The 18863-nt window shown below is 34.8% G+C and carries 19 protein-coding genes and 2 pseudogenes; 8 read left to right on the top strand and 13 right to left on the bottom strand.

Going from position 1 to position 18863, the window contains the following annotated elements; translation table 11 throughout:
• Positions 1-400: 400 nt before the first annotated feature.
• Both NBE98_RS17455 and NBE98_RS17450 read left to right on the top strand, forming a co-directional pair.
• Positions 401-958, top strand: a complete 558-nt coding sequence (locus NBE98_RS17455; protein WP_250816292.1) for a PadR family transcriptional regulator — start codon at positions 401-403, stop codon at positions 956-958.
• Entirely contained in the window at positions 958-2544 is a 1587-nt protein-coding gene (locus NBE98_RS17450) for a flavodoxin family protein (protein WP_250816291.1), read from the top strand. The genes NBE98_RS17455 and NBE98_RS17450 overlap by 1 nt, the downstream gene beginning before the upstream one ends.
• Positions 2545-3025: 481 nt before the next feature.
• Here the strand turns inward: NBE98_RS17450 and NBE98_RS17445 are convergent, their stop codons facing one another.
• From NBE98_RS17445 to NBE98_RS17420, 7 genes and pseudogenes are all read right to left on the bottom strand, one after another.
• Positions 3026-3424 carry a hypothetical protein gene (locus NBE98_RS17445; protein WP_250816290.1) on the bottom strand — a complete coding sequence of 133 codons (399 nt, stop codon included), beginning with the start codon at positions 3422-3424 and terminating at the stop codon, positions 3026-3028.
• Positions 3421-3726 carry a DUF2089 family protein gene (locus tag NBE98_RS17440; RefSeq protein WP_250816289.1) on the bottom strand — a complete coding sequence of 102 codons (306 nt, stop codon included), beginning with the start codon at positions 3724-3726 and terminating at the stop codon, positions 3421-3423. The genes NBE98_RS17445 and NBE98_RS17440 overlap by 4 nt, the downstream gene beginning before the upstream one ends.
• Positions 3727-3881: 155 nt before the next feature.
• Entirely contained in the window at positions 3882-4283 is a 402-nt protein-coding gene (locus NBE98_RS17435; RefSeq protein WP_250816288.1) for a hypothetical protein, read from the bottom strand.
• A 104-nt stretch (positions 4284-4387) separates the two neighbouring features.
• Positions 4388-4519: a hypothetical protein gene (locus NBE98_RS22475; protein WP_284703655.1), complete on the bottom strand. Its 132-nt coding sequence runs from the start codon at positions 4517-4519 to the stop codon at positions 4388-4390.
• A gap of 654 nt (positions 4520-5173) precedes the next feature.
• Positions 5174-5929 carry a CPBP family intramembrane glutamic endopeptidase gene (locus NBE98_RS17430; RefSeq protein ID WP_250817615.1) on the bottom strand — a complete coding sequence of 252 codons (756 nt, stop codon included), beginning with the start codon at positions 5927-5929 and terminating at the stop codon, positions 5174-5176.
• Positions 5930-6616: 687 nt separating this feature from the next.
• The gene (locus tag NBE98_RS17425; RefSeq protein ID WP_250816287.1) at positions 6617-7216 is read right to left on the bottom strand and encodes a VanZ family protein; all 600 of its coding nucleotides are present in this window, start codon (positions 7214-7216) and stop codon (positions 6617-6619) included.
• A 314-nt stretch (positions 7217-7530) separates the two neighbouring features.
• Positions 7531-7883: pseudogene (locus NBE98_RS17420) on the bottom strand (transposase); the annotation flags it as partial.
• A gap of 229 nt (positions 7884-8112) precedes the next feature.
• Between NBE98_RS17420 and NBE98_RS17415 the strand changes: the two are divergent.
• From NBE98_RS17415 to NBE98_RS17400, 4 genes are all read left to right on the top strand, one after another.
• Positions 8113-9057 carry a substrate-binding domain-containing protein gene (locus tag NBE98_RS17415; RefSeq protein ID WP_250816286.1) on the top strand — a complete coding sequence of 315 codons (945 nt, stop codon included), beginning with the start codon at positions 8113-8115 and terminating at the stop codon, positions 9055-9057.
• Positions 9054-10496 (top strand): ATP-binding protein, encoded by a 1443-nt coding sequence (locus NBE98_RS17410; protein ID WP_250816285.1) that lies wholly within the window; start codon positions 9054-9056, stop codon positions 10494-10496. Before NBE98_RS17415 ends, NBE98_RS17410 begins: the two co-directional genes overlap by 4 nt.
• On the top strand, positions 10489-11163 hold the full coding sequence (locus NBE98_RS17405) for a response regulator (RefSeq protein WP_250816284.1): 675 nt from the start codon (positions 10489-10491) through the stop codon (positions 11161-11163). Before NBE98_RS17410 ends, NBE98_RS17405 begins: the two co-directional genes overlap by 8 nt.
• 245 nt (positions 11164-11408) lie before the next feature.
• Positions 11409-12752, top strand: a complete 1344-nt coding sequence (locus tag NBE98_RS17400; RefSeq protein WP_250816283.1) for an MFS transporter — start codon at positions 11409-11411, stop codon at positions 12750-12752.
• A 250-nt stretch (positions 12753-13002) separates the two neighbouring features.
• Here NBE98_RS17400 and NBE98_RS17395 read toward each other — a convergent pair whose 3' ends face one another.
• The 6 genes and pseudogenes from NBE98_RS17395 to NBE98_RS17370 all read right to left on the bottom strand — a co-directional run bounded on the left by NBE98_RS17395 (position 13003) and on the right by NBE98_RS17370 (position 16337).
• A complete protein-coding gene (locus NBE98_RS17395; protein ID WP_250816282.1) occupies positions 13003-13293 on the bottom strand; it encodes a hypothetical protein in 291 nt (96 codons plus the stop codon).
• Positions 13294-13596: 303 nt separating this feature from the next.
• The gene (locus NBE98_RS17390; protein WP_250816281.1) at positions 13597-13848 is read right to left on the bottom strand and encodes a kinase to dihydroxyacetone kinase; all 252 of its coding nucleotides are present in this window, start codon (positions 13846-13848) and stop codon (positions 13597-13599) included.
• Between the two features lie 268 nt (positions 13849-14116).
• Positions 14117-14770, bottom strand: a pseudogene (locus tag NBE98_RS17385) (AraC family transcriptional regulator); the annotation flags it as partial.
• 96 nt (positions 14771-14866) lie between these two features.
• The gene (locus tag NBE98_RS17380; RefSeq protein WP_250816280.1) at positions 14867-15601 is read right to left on the bottom strand and encodes a hypothetical protein; all 735 of its coding nucleotides are present in this window, start codon (positions 15599-15601) and stop codon (positions 14867-14869) included.
• Positions 15602-15756: 155 nt separating this feature from the next.
• The gene (locus NBE98_RS17375) at positions 15757-16071 is read right to left on the bottom strand and encodes a hypothetical protein (protein WP_250816279.1); all 315 of its coding nucleotides are present in this window, start codon (positions 16069-16071) and stop codon (positions 15757-15759) included.
• A gap of 65 nt (positions 16072-16136) precedes the next feature.
• A complete protein-coding gene (locus NBE98_RS17370; protein WP_250816278.1) occupies positions 16137-16337 on the bottom strand; it encodes a hypothetical protein in 201 nt (66 codons plus the stop codon).
• A 202-nt stretch (positions 16338-16539) separates the two neighbouring features.
• Between NBE98_RS17370 and NBE98_RS17365 the strand changes: the two genes are divergently transcribed.
• Together NBE98_RS17365 and NBE98_RS17360 are read left to right on the top strand one after the other, a co-directional pair.
• Positions 16540-17601: a DmpA family aminopeptidase gene (locus NBE98_RS17365; RefSeq protein WP_250816277.1), complete on the top strand. Its 1062-nt coding sequence runs from the start codon at positions 16540-16542 to the stop codon at positions 17599-17601.
• Between the two features lie 28 nt (positions 17602-17629).
• Positions 17630-18811 carry a GNAT family N-acetyltransferase gene (locus tag NBE98_RS17360; protein ID WP_250816276.1) on the top strand — a complete coding sequence of 394 codons (1182 nt, stop codon included), beginning with the start codon at positions 17630-17632 and terminating at the stop codon, positions 18809-18811.
• The last annotated feature ends 52 nt before the right edge of the window (positions 18812-18863 follow it).

The raw sequence follows: 18863 nt of genomic DNA, 5'->3' as shown, positions 1-18863 counted from the left end.
GTCCAAAGAATATACTTTATCATTTTTGTCTGACCCTCGTAATTACTTTGATAGCAGTAAATGTCCCATACTAGGAAAAGCTACCGACCAAGCAGCAATTACAAACGGATTTTTTAAATGTAGTTGTGTTGTTTCTAATAGGCTTAGATAGGCAACCGTTCTTCTTGTCGAGGTTTTACCATATTTTAAGCCACTCATATTTAACTCCCTTATTGGTGTACTCTCTTAGATTATTGACATATTTTTATAATTAAAACTTACTCCTATTATATTCTAATAGCAGCAGCTCCGAAGTTTTGTATCCAACAGGTATAAATTATTATTTCCTCTTATGCTTGACACCGTATTTAACACGTTGTATATTATACTTGTTGAATATATACAAAATGGAGGTGTTAAAATGTCACTTAAACATGGTTTGCTAGGACTTTTAAACTACGGCCCTATGACAGGATATGAACTTGATAAGGCCTTTAAGGCTTCTCTTTCATTTTTCTGGCAAGCAAAAACCAGCCAGATTTATCGCGAACTGGATGCTATGGAACAGTGCGGCTGGCTAACCAGTGAGCGAGTTATCCAGAGCGAAAAGCCAAACAAAAGAGTATATACCATTACAGACAGCGGAAAGGCGGAACTTACCAACTGGCTGTCCCTGCCAGAATCAGATATTGCCAATGCAATGAGCGTTAGAAGCGCATTTCTGATGCGCGTATTTTTCGCAGGAGAAACAAGTACCGAACAAGCACTGGAACTGCTTCGTGCCTACCGCGAAAAATGCCTTGAAAGAATTAAGGGAATGAGCACCGCTTATGAAGCAATCTCCGAATACGGAGCTGTTATTAGCGATAAGAAGAAAGCAAAATATTGGGAAATTACTGTGCTTTACGGAGATTTGTTTTTCGATGCAGGGCTTGCTTGGGCGGATAAAGCAATAGCTCTCTTAGAGGAGGAAAAGTGATGAAAGTCTTAGTTTTGAACGGTTCTCCTAAAAGTGAATACAGTAATACCATGCAGCTTACACATGCATTTTTGGACGGAACCCAATGGTCGGACACAGAAATTATAGATGCGGCAAAGACTGACGTGAAGAGCTGTTTGGGATGCTTCTCCTGTTGGAATAAAACGCCTGGAAAGTGCATCATAGATGATGAAATGAATGAAATTCTTGCTAAAATGATTGCTGCTGATGTGATTGTTTGGTCCTTTCCCCTATATTATTTCGGCATCCCCGGAGGGCTTAAAAATCTCATAGATAGGCAGCTTCCACTTGAACTGCCATTTATGGCAAAAGACGCTGAGACCGGAGGGCACCCACCTCGTTATGATTTGAAGCATCAAAAACATATTGTCATTTCTACTTGCGGCTTTTGGACTGCTAAAGGCAACTATGATGCTGTAATCCCCATGTTTGATCGCTTTTACGGAAAAGGCAATTACACGTCAATCCTTTGCGGACAGGGAGAACTGTTTCGCGTACCGGAGCTGAAAAGCGGCACGGACACCTATCTGGAAATTGTCCGCCGAGCGGGTGTAGAATATGCTGCCGGAAGAATTCAGCCCGAGACACAAGCACTTCTTGCAGAGCCCTTATATCCGCGTGAAGTATTTGAAAAAATGGCGGATGCTTCTTGGGGAATTGCCAAAGGCGAGGATATGGCAATTCAGGCAGACGATAGCCTTAGCTTTACAACGCAAATGGCAGCTTTATATAAACCAGACGGTAAGGAACGTGTGCTAGAGTTTTATTATAGCGACCTTGATAAGACCTATCAAATACTGCTGACCAAGCAAGGCTCTAAAGTTCTAGCCGACAGTTTCAAACCCTATACCACAAAAATTGAAACTCCTTACTCAATCTGGCGTTCCATCGCTCGCGGCGAAATCTCAGGGCAAGATGCGCTATTTCAACGACTTTATAAGGTTCTTGGCGATTTTAGCCTGATGCTTAAATGGGATGAGCTGTTTGGCGGGTGCGTTCCGCCAAAAGCGGCTGATGCAGCCCTTCAGCATAAAACCAACATGATGCTTCTTCTATTACCGTGGACAGTAATCTGGATAGCAATGTCGCTAAATCCTATTGTTGGTGCTTCATTGGGAATTGCTACGGCGGCATGCGTTCCATTATTATGGATCAAATTCCGTTCGGTAGCTTATGAGCAAATTAGCATCCCCATTGTAGCCGGGCTTTCATTGTTGGTTATATTGGGTGCGGATATAAGGCTTATCATTTCCAGCAGCTATCTACTCTTTGGTTTGATGTGGACAATAGGTGCATTTGTCAAAATACCACTGACTGCCCATTACAGTGCAGCGGGCTACGGCGAGGAAAGAGCCTTTGAAAATCCACTTTTTATAACTACAAATCGCATATTGACCGCCTCTTGGGGCGCACTATATCTTGTTACACCCATTTGGACTTATGTTCTGTTAGGCACCAGATTTTCTCCCTACATAGGTCTAATCAATTCCGTCCTGCCTGCGCTTATGGGCGGATTTACAGCATGGTTCCAAAAATGGTATCCACAACGATGGGCCAGAGGATAAAAGTCAGAATAAACGAGCAGAGAAAACTAATTTTCCCATGCTCGTTTTCTAAGAAAGTCAGAAACGTTTATGTATAGCTTTTAATTATAGTATTTAGTGCCATAATAATTGAAATCACATTTAAAGAGATAACTATAGCCAACAAAGCTATCCCAGCATCTCCGTAAGAAGGCAATGTTAAGAAGTACATATATCGCAGAAGGCACCCTAAAGGAAATGAGAAAAAACTAAGTAAGATGCTAGGTAATAATTTTTTCATTTTAAAATCCCCCCATTAAAATTCTCATTCTATTTCGCAAGTTCTCACTGATTTTATTATATATCATCAGCACGACTTTCCACATACTTACTTTCGTCCATATTAATTGATAAATCCTTATCTGGCAAACAAAAACAGACAAGGCTTTTAGTTAGCCTTGTCTCACATCCTGAAGGAATACCACGAATTAAATTAACTTCATATTACTCTTATAGCAGGAGGTTACTCTAAATCTTGAACATTCATTTTTTCAAGTTCATTGTTTCTGTTTATTTTTTCTCTACAAGCAAAGTAAATAGCTAAAAGAATAATGGTAGGTATATTTGTTACTAAGAATGTTGGAGTGGCCATAGCAACCATTTTTCCAACGCTTGGTTTAGCTATATTATCTTCAACTTGTGCCTCTTTAATTAATACCTTGTCAACAGTTTCTGTTCTACTAGTTTTAATTGTTGTATACATGGACATTGAAAGCACAAACATTATTGAAAACATAATACAAATCATAGGGGTAACTAAACCAAGCCATTTATTTTTCTTCTTCGATAAAAAGACTTGCAGCCAAACGATCCCTACTAAAATTAGCAAAAGTGTTAAGATGATAATCAACGCATAATTCATTTACTTTCGTCCTTTCTTGATTTTTTATATTCACTAATCAAAATTTTGGCAGTATCAAAATCAATTTTTTCATTTATTGCAAGCCGCTTAATCAAGGCTACATATGGTTCACTTGCAGTATCTTCAGTAATTTGGATTTTTTGAATCAGCTTATCAAGTCTAAGTCGTACAGTGGGATAAGTAACACCATATTCTTTTGCAATCTCTTTTAAAGATCCAGATGCCATTATAAATTTTTTCATAAATGAAATATCTTCGTCTTCAAGATTGACCATCCATTCAGGAACTACTTCTATTGACATACTAAAACCTCCTTTAATATTATTAATTATAACCTTTAATATTATTGAAGTAAATACTTAATTTTATCTTTAATAATATTATAATTTGACCAAAAAATTTAGGTGTCGCAAACTACTTAACATAGTTTTGCCACACCCTTCCCTGAAATTCTAATTTAATTTTTATTATATATAATACTATGAGCATATTTAACTGGCTTGTTATTATAAGTTGTATATCCAGATAATTTAGTTTTATCATACTTATAATTTTTTGTTTCTGTAATTTTATCTATGGTAGTAACCTTCCACTCATTGTCTTGCTTTAAAAATGAAAATCTTTTATATGTGGTAATTTCTTCGTTTCCAATCTCTATAATACATTTTGCAAAAACATATTTAAATTGAAATGGATCCTTTTTGCTATAGTATGCATTAGATATACTAACGGAGCTGCTTTTAATCTCTGCTGACCCACCAGGTTTGTTAAGTGCCTTTTCACCAAGCTCTTTATATTCCTTTAAAGACATACCTACTAAATCTTTAACTTTATATAATTTCCCATTATATACAAGCATGTCATCATCATCTTTATTAAAATATGAAGTCACAAATTTTTGTGTATTTTTCTTGTAATCATCATAGATAATTTGAAAGGTATTTAACTTGTAATCATAGGTTTCTATCTGTTTTCTGAATTTACAAGTTTACTATTATCCTTATCACTTGTCTTTAAAGAACATGCTGTTAAAATTATGCATATCCCTAGTACTATTCCAAGTATTGACCAATTTTTAATTTGGCCACCCTCCATTTATTTCATAACCTCCAGATAATAGATTATAACTAAATTATTATATTATATGGTGCTACATTGCATATAGTACCTCCTTGCCCATTAGTACTGCACTATATTTAAACTCTCCTTTATTAGAGCCATATTAATTCGATAGAGCCTTATCTTTTAAATAAAAAAGCAGACACAGCTTTTAATTAGCCTTGTCTGCAGTTAAATAGAGAAGCAAATATTTTTTTCAGTACAGCTGTTAGCCGGTTCCATCCAAATACTTTACGAAGCTCAAAATCTCTCGCAGAGAAAAAGTTAACTTTTTCTCTGCGAGAGAATAATGTCCTTGAGTTGGTTCGAACGACTATAAACTACTGTTGCTTGGTGTTTTACTATTTCATACTAGATGAATATTATATCTTATTTTATATTCTCATTCAATTTCAAGGCTAATCTTTGAATTCCAAAGAGTTCTGTGAAAGTATGACTCCCAATGATAAGATTTATCCCTTTAAACTGAGCATATCTTATACAATAAAAAGTGCCGCCAAAGCTTTAATTTACGCCTTAGCATCAGCTAATATTGTAGTAAATATTTTTCAGTACGCCTAAGCTATTCATATAGTTGATAACCGTTTCCGGCACCTTTTGGGCATATTAACATTCCATACACCCATAAATTTATATATTAATGCATTTTTTCTCAGCAAATGTAGGTTTATCTATTATCAAAAGCAATACCGTCGTCAACCCAAACAACAAAATTTCTACTACAAATAATTTTATGTTAAATCGATTCCAAAGAAAAATATGTGAGAATAAATTAAAACAAAAATGTTCAAGAACCATCAAAGTCATATTTTTATCAGTTTTATTAAAAATCCAAGTCATAATTGCGGAAACAAATACAATACTTATTGTATATAAAATAAACCCGAAAATTCCTCCAGTGAAGTTTAGATGCCAAGCCCCCCATAATACTCCAACTATAATGGAACTCTTAAACAAAGGATATTTTTCTTCTACAAGCGGAAGTAAGAGCCCTCTCCATCCAACTTCTTCAGCTGCACAACAAATAAGCATAGCAATTGCTTCAACAATATAAAAAATAACCATTCCTTGCCATGGTATAAATGGCTCACCCCATAGAGCAAGGAGAAAACTGCAAAGAAAAATAATTACAAATGTGTAAATAATCATGCAAATAACCCAGTTCATAAATTTTTTAACTCTAAAGCGACTACGAATATCCTCCAAAATATATTTTTCTTTTGTAATTCCGCACCAAATAAGCAATCCACATGCTGGTCCAAATTGAGTCAGAGAGAATGAAGGAGTTAAAATCACTCCAAATATAAGATGCGGTATTAACAGCAGGATACTAGCAATCATTGTTGTTAAAAAATATGCAATGATTGGATATCGCTTAAACGTCATTTTCACAGTCTAGCCTCCTTTACATCATTTTAATAATCTTTGTTGCACAATATTTGACTATACTGCATCATGCCTTTAATAACAAGGCTGCAATTCATTTTCTTCTGTAATTATAGGTATTACATTTGACATTATATTTTTCACTCTAATCGCCCTTTCTGCACCTGTGGCTAATATATCCTGTTTTTCAAATTTTCACTAACTACATTATATAGTATCAACATAGTTTTTCAAATACTTAATTGAGAATAAGCTCATCGACTTGAGCTAGTATAAATTGTTACTTCCTGTGTTAAAAGAACAAGAAATTGATAACCGTCCTTGGCCCTGGCACCTTTAAAGTATTTTTACTTTCATCCATATTAATTGTATATATCCTTATCCGTTAAACAAAAAAAGACAAGACTTTTAATTAGCCTTGCTTCAGTTCAGTAGAGAAGCAAATATTTTTTTCAGTACAGCTGTTAGCCGGTTCCATCCAAATACTTTACGCAGCTCAAAATCTGTTGCTGAGAAAAAGTTAACTTTTTATATTTTTAAATTTTTAAAAAGTTAACTTTTTCTTCTGAGAGATAATATGCTCATCGAATTGATTCGAACAGGTATAGATTACTGATGCTTGATGATTTACTATTTTATTCTCAAAGAAGATTACCAACTATTTCGAATTATAAACAAATAGCCAACTTATACCTTTTGTAAATATTTATTCAAGCTAGATCTACTGCTTTCAATAAATCTTTTATAAATAATGTATCCAATGTATGCCCCGATAGTATTAAGTAAAATATCATCTACGTCGAAAGCTCTTCCAGCATTTCCAATATAAAAAGAAATAAGTTGCAGGACTTCAATACTTAAAGATAAACAAAAGGAAACGAAAACTGTTTTAACCGCACTGTTAAACCTACTCCATAATATTGGTATTAGTATACCTAAAGGAAGTAAGAGAATTAGATTACCTCCTATGTTTTTAATCCAAAATTTTATCATAAAGCTATACATATTAGGATTATCTGTTATATTTATTATATCTTTTATTGTACGCATAAATGGTATTGCATTTACTGAAACCCAAATATAATCTCTATCAAAATTTATCCTCAATGGAAATAAAGTAACGCCTATTAAGCAAAGTATGTATATGAAAAATACATTTAGAACAACTTCTCTTTTTAATGAAAAGTTGCCTCTAGCCCTACATAATCGAAATGCAATCAGTCTTATTACTATCCAAATTGGTAATAACAAAATAAATAAAATCTTACTTTCTAAACAAATACCCATTTTAAAATACTCCCATTACTAACCTAAGTTAGTTATTTTTACAACTCTTCATCAGGTCTTTAAGTAAGCGGTTAATAACTTGTCACCATGACAAGTTATTAACCGCTTATTCTTCTACTAATTGACTCCATTCTTCCTTTGATCTTCTTTTCATCATAAAAATTACCCCCTATATTTCTATAGGATGATTATATCACTAATTTACAGAGTGTTTACAAACCCCGTATAGATTTATTTATGCGGGGTAAAATTTTACCTTTAGGATTATGCGGTAGCATGAAACATTGGAATTTATGATAAAACAAGGATTGGCTTCAATTTGAAAAGAGACAAAAAAAGTGCGATAGCACTGAGACTATCTTTTTCATATTCTGAACTGCTGCTGTAAGTAAGCAATGTTCGCTTACTTTGGACAAACCACGCATGCGGTAATAGCGAAGTCCATGCAGTTCTTTTGAATCAGCAAGGCTTCGTTCTATTGTTTCTTTTCTTCTTTTTTAGCTACATATTTCTTATACCCCTGTCTTGTTGTTGTTTTATAGTACATTGGTCTTAAATCTGGACAGACATATAAGTCTTTTTCCTTAACATATTGAAATCTAAACTTTGTATACTTTCCTTTTTCATAAGGTCCCAAGCGATAGGCAATTACTCCTTGAAGTTTTTTTACAGCATTTTAGCATTTATGTGTAATATCGCAATGAACAATGGAACAAGTAAGTTGAAGATAAAATATTAATTCATCTCCCTTAAAGAATGCAGAATGAGGCATAAGCAGTTTGATTCAGAAAATATCTGACATAAGTAATCTGTAAAATGTGATATAATGTAGAATTAGCAATATCATTTGAAGCTATAATAACAAGATAGAAACTGTAGTAAGGCAGGTGTTAATAGTGACAAGAAACATGAAAATCATTCTATGCTTAGCGGCAGTGCTGGTTTTACTGATTACACAGTGGGGGACTAGCTCTAAGAATTTAGCATATATAGATTTCAGTGCAGAGGATTCTTCAGACAGTGTTGAGATAAGAAGCTTGCAGACTGACGAAGGAGAAAGACCTTTACGTATAGCAGTATGCCCCATTATATCCAGGAGCAATACGATTGAATCCTATCGTGTGATTACCGATTATATCAGCCAAAAATTGAAAAGAGAGAATGTTTTAATCCAGCGGGAAAGCTATGCAGAGATAAGCTCATTACTTGCAAATGGAGGTGCAGACATTGCATTTTTTGCAAGTGGAGCATATAACTCCTATGAAGGTTCAGAGAAAATAGAGCCCCTGGTAATGCAGGTTCGTTTTGGAGTTCCATACTATTATTCCTATATTATCGTTTCAAAGGACAGCAATATCGAAACACTGGAGGATTTGAAGGGAAAAACCTTTGCTTTTACTGATCCTCTCAGTTTTTCAGGTTATCTTGCTCCTACACAAATGCTGAGACAAATAAACCAAAAGCCCGAAAACTTCTTCAGAAATTATACCTATACCTACAGTCATGAAAAAGCCTTGCAGGCTGTTGCAAATAAAGTTATAGACGGTGCTGCTATTGGAAGCTACGTGTACAATTACTCAAAGGAGAATAAGGATGGTCTCACGGAAATGGTAAAAATAGTGGCAACTTCTGAAAAGAACGGTACTGGTCCTGTGGTGGTAAGAAAGAGTCTTGGTGAAAATCAAATCAAAGCTCTAAGGGATATTTTTCTTAACATGCACAAGGAAACTGAAGTGCAGGCTGCCTTGGAAAACCTGCTTGTAGACCGATATGTTGAACCGGAGCCAGATTTGTATGAGTATCAACGAAGTATAATAAATGAAATGGGAACAGAAGAATGAAATGGTTTGCAGAATTGAACATCTATAATAAAATAATAAGGATATTCATTTTAATACTTGTGCTATTCAGCGTACTTGTGGGGGGTCTCATGTGGAATTCTCTTAATACAGCTATGTCTGAACAATTTGAAAAGCGGGGTATTGAAATAACAAAGCGAATAGCGTCTTCGTGTGCAGGGTATATACTTGTAAACGACCTTATTTCACTTCATGAAGTGGCAAATGAAATGAAAAATAGTAATAAGGATATCAGATATGTTTTAGTTACAGACCATAAAGGAGGTCTTTTGGCTCATACCTTCACAAATGGCATACCTAAGGGACTATTGAACATAAACTCAAGGCTTAATGTTTCAAATTACAACATAGAAGAAATAAATACTAATGAGGGGTTGATGCTGGATATTATTGTACCTATAGAGGGTGGTAAGGTCGGCTTTGCCAGGGCAGGTATCATGGAGGAATATATAAGAAGCCTGATTAAGGAAAAGCTGAGAGCAATTATTCTCATTACCCTACTAGTATGTGCAGTTGCGGCCATAATGACGGCAAGACTTACGGCAATGTTCACAAAACCAATCCAGGACTTGGTGAAGGCCTCAAGGGAGATTGCCTGCGGCAACTTAAGCAGCCGGGTAGAGGTAACCACAAATGATGAAATAGGAGAGCTTGCTACGGATTTTAATATTATGGCAGAAAGCCTTATAAAGATAAACGAAGACAGGGATAAACTGGTGGAGGCTTTACAGGAAAAGGAGCGAATGAGGGATATGCTTCTGAATAAGCTGATTACTGTCCAGGAGAATGAACGAAAGCGCATATCTAGGGAACTTCATGATGAGACAAGCCAGGCATTAACGTCCCTTATAGTGTCCATGCGGCTGCTTGCAGATAGTGAGACCGACAGTGAAAAAAGGGAAATGATACTTGGAGTCAGGGATGTGGTAGCAGATATCATAAGAGGGGTTCGCAATCTTGCTGTTGAATTGAGGCCCCCTGTTTTAGATGATTTGGGACTTGTGGCAGCCATGGGAAAATATATTTCCAAATATCAGGAGCATTTCGGGATTGCAGTAGATTTTACACACAATGTTTCCGATTATCCTATGGATAACCAAATTGTATTGGCTTTATATAGAATTATGCAAGAATGTCTGACAAATATTGTTAAGCATTCAGGAGCAAGAAACGTAAGAATAAACCTAGAAAACAGTGGAGAGCACATTGTTCTTGTTGTTTCAGATGACGGCAAGGGTATCAATAATGAAGCCTTAAGAAGGACTAAAGAAGAAAATCGAATAGGCATATACGGAATGCAGGAGCGGGCAGAGCTTTTCGGGGGCACCTTCAATATGGTATCTGACAAGGTTGGCACTACCATCAAAATAACAATCCCCACTATAGTTCCTGCTGGAAGGGAGAACAAGTTTTATGATTAGAGAGACTACAATAGTACTTGCTGATGATCATGTATTGCTTAGGTCTGGTCTCAAGCTGCTTTTGGAGAGAGAGCCCTCTTTCAAGGTGGTGGGTGAGGCATCAGATGGTGAAGAAGCTCTCTTGATCCTTCAGGAAAAAAGACCTGATATTATCATTCTTGACATATCTATGCCTAATATGGATGGGTTAGAATGTATAAAAGAGATAAAAAGCCGTGGTTTTAAAACCAAGATAATTGTGCTTACCATGCATGACGATGAAAACTATATCAAGGAGGTTATGCGTGCAGGTGCTGTGGCATATGTGCAGAAGGGTTCTGTTGATACTGAGCTGTTTCTTGCCATAAGTGAAGTGAACAAGGGAATGATTTATCTAAGCCCTAAAGACTCCATGAGCCTTTTGAATATGCTGATTACAGAACCAATGAAGGAAGTGCAGGAAGATGATCCATACACCCTTCTAAGCTCAAGAGAAAGAGAAGTACTTAAGCTTTTGGCATGGGGCTATTCTCTTAAGGAAATAGGTGATAAGCTTTATTTAAGTATAAAAACCATTGATACCTACAAGACCCGGATAATGGAAAAGTTGAACTTCACAAAAAAGAGCCAGATAGTCAGTTATGCATTGAAGTACGGGTTTATTTCAGAGGATAAAAATACTAAATAAATACAAAACAGTAAAGTATAGCTTCTAAGCCATAATAAATTTTTATCTATTACACCCATTTTGGGTGTTTTTTCTTACCTTTTTATAGGAATTTATCTGACAAAGGAAGTAATAAAATCTTACTTTAAATTAAGGAGAATACCGACATAAAAACTTTCGGTATTTAGCTACAATGTAAGTACAGACAGCTAATAGGCTGTATGGGTAAGGTTTACATAAACTTTTAAAAAGCGGGGGGAAAGAAAATGGAACAAAAAGACATTTATCAAAGAAGCAATCCTGAGAAATTTGCTACGTTTTTGAAGAGACAAAGAATGGTATTCGTAGTTGCCTTTATTGGTTATATTTGTGCTTATTTAGTAAGAAATAACTTTAAGCTAATGTCTAAAGTTATAATGGTTACAAACAACTGGACTAAACAAGATATATCAGCTTTACTTTCTTGTTTGACAATATCTTATGGATTATCTAAATTTTTTATGGGAGCATTAGGGGACAAGGTTAATCTCAGAAAACTATATGCTGGATGTCTATTTTTAAGCGCAATTATTTGTATAATTATAGGCTTTTATCATACATCAGCCATAGCATTAGCAATTTTATTAGTACTTTGTGGAGTGGTTCAAGGAGCACTTGCACCGTCATCGCAAAATATGATAGCTAATTATTTTCCTAATAAAACCAGAGGTGGAGCTATAGCAGGATGGAATGTTTCACAAAATGTTGGAGGTGCTTTGTTACCTTTAATAATAGCATCATTGACTAGTATGGGGTTAGTTGTACCTAAAACTGGAAACGTATTATTGGCATTTTTAGTACCAGCTATTTTTGTTATTTTAGTTTCTTTATTTTGTTGGAAATATGGTGGGGATAGCCCAGAAGATGAAGGGTTAGATTCACTTAGAACAATGTATGGTGATAAGGGTGAATCCAATATCGCAACTGAAGAAGAAAAGGTTAATTTATCTTATGGACAATTAATTTGGAAATATGTATTCTGCAATAAAGCATTACTTTTAGTTGCAGCAGTTAATATAGCATTGTATTTTGTAAGATTTGCAATAGAAGATTGGATGCCAATCTATTTGCATGAAGTTGCAATGATTCCAGATGCACAAGCACAGCTAGCTGTTTCAATATTGGAATGGATAGCAATTCCAGGATCTTTACTATTTGCTTATTTTGCAGTTAAGTTCCCTAATAAAATGGCAAAAATAGGAGCAATAGGCTTATTCTCTATGAGTGCATTTATTTTAATATATGAAAGGTTAACATCAAGTGGTGCACCAAATTACTTTGCTTTCTTGGTTATCTGTGGTGTGCTAGGTGCTTTGATTTATGGACCTCAACTTATAGTAAATATATTGACAATAGACTTCGTACCACTTAATGTTGCTGGTACAGCAATTGGATTTGTTGGAGTAACAGCTTATTTAATTGGTAACCTTGGAGCAAACTGGTTAATGCCAATAATTGCAGATAATTTCGGTTGGTTCTGGTCTTATATAATAGTTGCTATACTTTCAGCCTTTTCTGCAATAGGATATTTAATCCTTTCTAAGAAAGAAGAAAAGGTTATTAAGGCTTAATTGTTAGTAATTTATCTCAAAGCCTAGGGTGGTGGACCTTCTTTTATCCATTCTATAGCGAAGCAGTTTTATAAGCAAGCGGTTAATATCTCGTCACCTTGACAAGTTATTAACCGCTTATTCTTTAATCTCAATGACCTTTCTCTAACTTCTTTATGTGCTTTAGGCTGGTCTATTGATAGTCCATCAATAGATTTTCTTAAATCCGTTGATCCGCAAGCTAGATATGTTTGGTTGGAATTAAATAGGTTTAGCATAAATTCATCACTACACTTAAGATTTCTGATAGAGTCTTTGTATCGAATCCATTTTTTATATGAATTACAATAGTTCCTATCTTTAATAAAATTGTTGATAATTCATTCATTTTAGGAATTGTTATTTCACCCCATTTGGGTTCACTTACTGACGTCACACCGGATTTATAGTATTTTTTTATATAAGCATAAATAGAACTTTTGCTTATGTTTTTTTCCTTATACCATACAACTAAAGTTAAGCCACTTAATATGTATTCTTCTACTAATTGACTCCTTTTCATTCTAAAAAGTACCCCATAAATTTCTATAGAATGATTATCTCACTAATTTATTGACTATTGTAGGTGATGAATTATTTTACGTTTACGTCTTTAATAACAAGGCAATAATTTCAATTTCTGTGCTTATGGCTAATATAAATTGTTACATCCTCTCTTAAAAGAATAAGAACTTAATGGCAAAAAGAAAAATCACCCATCCGGCAAAGAATAGTGCTTTAGACTCTTAAATTTATATAATAAATTTTATTCAATAGCCCTAAAACAAAATAAATATTCTAAGCTTTTCTTATTTATATTTATTATTTAGCCTTGGAGACCAGCGGATTGTCGTTCCATATTTTCTACAACAATATCATGAATATCGCCTAATGAAGCACAATACTCAAGTACTTTCCATGGAGTATTTGTGTGATAATGAATTTTAATCAATTCTTCATCACCAACTGCAAGTAAACAATCACCTTCAATGTTTTTTGTAATATACTCGTTTATATTATCTTCTGAAAGATTTTCCCCTTCAATTAATAATTGCGTGTCAAATCTGTATTCAATCATAACTATTCTCCTTTTCCCTTATCAAATTGCTATTTGTCTAACATTTAAAAATTATTTTCATTTTTATTATAACATACTTTGTTAATTAATAATTACTTGTGATACCGTATTTTCACCTATAGTTGTTTATGTAATTAGATTAATTCTAAACCATAGTCTTTTTATACATCATTTAAAAATTTTTAATCTCAATAATATAAATTGGAATTTGTTATTTCCTGTTTGGTTTTCTCGTTAGAAACAATAGTGGATAGGCAGTCGACTTTGTCTACTTTCGAACTGGTCTGATATACTTCCAAAACCGCGCTGGATCATGATAAAAGTAAATTATTCTACCGGGGAAAGTATCAAAGCAGTAACCGGTGCCTGCAAAATCAAAAGTTATCATTGCCTTTTCAATCTTTTCCTCCACACTTCGGTTTTCCTGCTCGTAATTGAATGGCCCATGTTCAAAAACAATGTACTCGGCTTCGGGAACATCAATCATAAGCATTTGTTGTGGTACTTCACCTTTATAATCAAAAGGAAGACGTACACCATAACACTCTGTACGTGGAATCCCCCAATCGCAGAGTCTGCCGTCCAGGTCATTAATGTACGCCATAATCTGACCGCTGCTGCTATTAGATTCGCTCCCACCATCATCATCCAATTTGCCCTTGATACTATCGAGTAAGCCGCAAATTGTTTCACAGTCCTGTCCCGGAATAAGGCTTTGTTTTTGCCAAAAATCCCAATACCCATTACTCTCATAGTTTTTAATGTGCAAAAACTTGTGTGCGGGAATGGTTACAAAATAAATCTTAAGATCATCTGTAGATTTCATCATATCAATCTCTCCAAATCCTAAAAAGTAGCGGTGGAAAGGGTTTATTTTTGTACGAAGAATGACAGGATTAGGCTTTTTCCGGTATTCACTTGGATAGAATAGTGAATAAAAGATTACCCTTGCGACTCAAAACAAGAGGCTTATACCCTAATCCATTATGTCATTCTATACTATAAGTCACATTCTATTTTAATACTCCCAAAATTCTTTTAAAACATAATTATACACTTCTTGTTTTTTAGCCAAGTCATTATACAAGTCAAGTTTATGCTCTGCACCTACTAGAACAACCAACTTCTTCCCAGGAAAGTCATTGATATACTTTAAAATGTTATTTACCATAGCATTGTTTCTAATAGTCCATATATCAGAAACAGATTTTTTAAAATTTGAATAAGCTGATAATTCTGGTGTAAGCTCAATTATTTTTTCTGTACATTTGAACCAGTAGTAATGTTCGATAGACACAAACTGCATTGACAGATTAGAGTTTACAACTTGTGGTGTTTCCTTTACCATCGCCAGTTTTGCTTCAAATAACTTTATCCATAATTCATAATAAAACTTACACTCATCAGTAAATTTATTTTCTTTATACAACTTTTCCATTGCAGCTTCAACTTCACGTTGAGTATCTAAATATCCTACTTCTTTATAAATCTCATTTCTACCTTCTAAATCGAAAGGTCTGAATTGAACATTTCCGCTGATATTTTTATACTCTAGAGCGGCTTTAAATTCCTGCCAATTATTTAATACATCTCTGTCCAAGGCAATATTATTATTCTCATCCATATATTTTGAGTATATTTCTAATAAGATAACATCAGGTTTTATAGACTTCAGCATGTTTACTATATCGTCACTACAATACATATTCGTATCATGATGTACAGCCCCAATAATACACAATTCTGTTTTCATAAAAACTCCCCCTTTATCTTACAACTCTGCAATTGATTTTCTTCTATAATCACAATCCTATTTCTAACCTTTAAGCCTCCAGCAATGTACATAACCCCTAGCAAAAGCAAATCTTACAATTAGAAAATAAAACTTTCAAGCTAAAGTTTAATCACTTATTTAGCTATTCTATTACGATATAGAAGCAAATTAATTGAATTTAAAATAATGCTGACAATTAGAAATACTGATACAACAAATACTAAAGCTCCTGTTGTATCTATAAGAGCGGTCCAATCACTAATTTTAACCAAATGATAGTTATAAAAAATCTGAAAGCATATTGAAATGGCACAAGCACTCATACTAATGAAGGAGAGATTGACCCAATTTCTATTATTATGCTTCTTATATTTTATAAGGTTAATGACAGGGCATATCCAAGCAATTAAACCAAGCAAAAGACTTCCAAGATTAAGTAATCCAAACATAACCTACTCCTTTATTAAAGATAAATATTTCGGTATAAATTTATTGTGCCTCCACACTGCAGCCTTTAAAGTAAATTTGCAAAAAACTCTACTATCACTTTAATTGGATTTTTAGACCTATACAGTAAACCTGTAACTATTAGCAGTACGCCTATTGTCGTCAATGCCCATCCTAATATTCCGTCAAGTTTCAAAAGATTGGTTTCTAGCAGCAGAACTATCACTCCTAGAATCATAAACATTACATTTGCCCTTATTTGCTTCATTATAATCTCCCCTTTCGCATTTATGTCTAATATATCCTGGTTTACAATTTTTCACTAATTACATTATACAGTATCAACATAGTTTTTCAAATACTTGGTCAAGAATGAATTCATTGACTAGAACTGATATAAATTGCTATCCCTCCAAATATACCCTATAATTTGATATAATATATATCAAACAAGTTAGGCAGGTGTTTTTATGAAAGCACAAAAACGAATAAGAGATTATGGCATATCAATTGGCAGAATGAAGACAGGCAAGCTAAATGCTATTACGGACATTAAAGGCGTTAAAGTTGGTCATGTTACACTTAATGAAGGTGAAATCAAAACCGGCGTCACTGCTCTGCTTCCACAGGGAGGCAACCTTTTTAGGGAAAAGGTCATGGCTTCCTGCTATGTGATAAACGGTTTTGGAAAATCTATGGGATTAATTCAATTAGAAGAACTGGGTACTGTTGAAAGCCCTATAGTCTTAACAAATACCTTTAGCATTGGCACTGCTTTTGACGGGGTTTTAGATTATATGCTGGAGAAAAATGAAGACATTGGTGACACCACAGGAACTATAAACCCTATAGTTTGCGAGTGCAACGATGGTTATTTAAACAATATCAGAAAAAGAAAAGTGGAAAAGTCTCATGTAATAACTGCAATTAAAAACGCAGAAACAGATTTTGAAGAAGGCTCTGTTGGTGCTGGAACAGGCATGTCTTGTCTTGGACTTAAAGGCGGCATAGGCACGGCTTCAAGAGTTGTAACCCTTGATGGTAATGGCTATATTGTTGGAAGTCTTGTTTTATCAAACTTTGGAGCCTTGGAAAATTTCATGCTGGATGGTGTTAAAGCTGGCGAAAGTATAAAAGCCTTGCTTTCAGAAAGTTCCCAGGAAAAAGATAAGGGTTCTATTATCATGATAATAGCTACTGACGCTCCCCTTAGTGAAAGGCAGCTTAAGAGGGTGTGCAAACGTGCAGTAATTGGTCTTTCAAGGACAGGCTCCTTTATTGGAAATGGCAGCGGAGATATTGCTATTGCTTTTACCACCGCCAACAGAATCAAGCATTATGAAGAAAAGGATATCTGTGAAATAAGGGTTTTAAGCGACAATAAAATAGATGAGGTTTTTAAAGCAGCTGCTGAGTGCATAGAAGAGTCTATTTTAAATTCTCTTATTTGTGCTGATACCACTGTCGGTAGGGATGGACATACAAGACATTCTCTTAAGGAATTTATTGATGCTATTGTTTCAAACCACTAGTTTATATTTAGAAGGAAGGTTAATAGCTATGGAGTATGAAATTGTACATTTGCCAAAAGATAAATGGGCTGGAACCATAATTCCAATAAGATACACAACAGATAAATATTATGATGTTATAGTAAATAAAACAGATAAAGGCTTTGCAATTGACATAGAAAAGAAGGCTTTTAGCGTGCCTGTAACCCATTCACCAGAGGAATATGATTTTCCAGATAAGCTATATGAAGAGCACAGAGAAAATGCTTATGCCTGGGGGGTGCTAGTTAATGAGGAATTGGCTGCTGCAATTGAAACGGATCAGGAATTATGGTCTAATCGTTTAAGAATTACAGAGCTTTGGGTAGCAGAAAAATATCAAAAGCAAGGAATAGGACATGCATTGCTTGAAATGGCAAAGGAACAGGCAAGGAGAGAACGCAGACGTGCCATTATACTTGAAACACAATCTTGTAATGTTAATGCAGTAGATTTTTATCAGCATGAAGGCTTTACACTGATTGGTATGGATACTTGCTGCTACAAAAACAATGATATGCAAAGAAAAGAAGTAAGGCTGGAATTTGGTTGGTTTCCAAAAGAAAAAAAGAGATTAAAGCGTGAAGAAGTAGAAATCAGAATGGAAACAAAAGAGGATTGGTACAAGGTAGAGCTAATGACTCAGCATGCATTTTGGAACAAGCACCATCTTGGCTGCGATGAGCATTACCTTGTTCATAAATTGCGCCAGGATAAGGACTACCTTCCGGAATTAAGCAGAATAGCAGTTAAGGATGGAGAGGTAATAGGCTGTATAATGTATTCAAAGGCACGAGTTGTTGATGGTACACATGCGCATGAAATTGTAACCTTTGGGCCTCTTTGTGTTGCGCCTGCGTGGCAAGGCTGTGGAGTTGGCGAGCTGCTGCTTAAAGAAACCATGAAGCAAGCTTTAGATAACGGCTACAAGTGTATTGTGATTTATGGAGAACCAGATTACTATCCTCGAATAGGCTTTAAAACCTGCGACAATTTTAATATTACAACCCCTGATGGCAAAAATTTTGATGCGTTTATGGGAATTGAATTAGCAGAAGGAAGTATAAAAGGAATAGAAGGGAAATTCTACGAGTCTGAGGTTTTTACAAAGCTTCCAAAGGAAGAAGTGGAAGAATACAATAAGAAATTTCCAAAGCTTAAGAAATTAAGATTTCCTGGGCAATGGGATTAATTAATAGTGTTTTGCTTCTCGATATGTTACAAGTCCTCGCAGTGCAAAAAGT

The sequence above is a fragment of the Clostridium swellfunianum genome, from assembly GCF_023656515.1.
GTDB classification, from domain to species: domain Bacteria; phylum Bacillota; class Clostridia; order Clostridiales; family Clostridiaceae; genus Clostridium_AT; species Clostridium_AT swellfunianum.
Note: the sequence above shows the minus strand (reverse complement) of the source record. Positions and strands in the feature narration are given on the sequence as shown.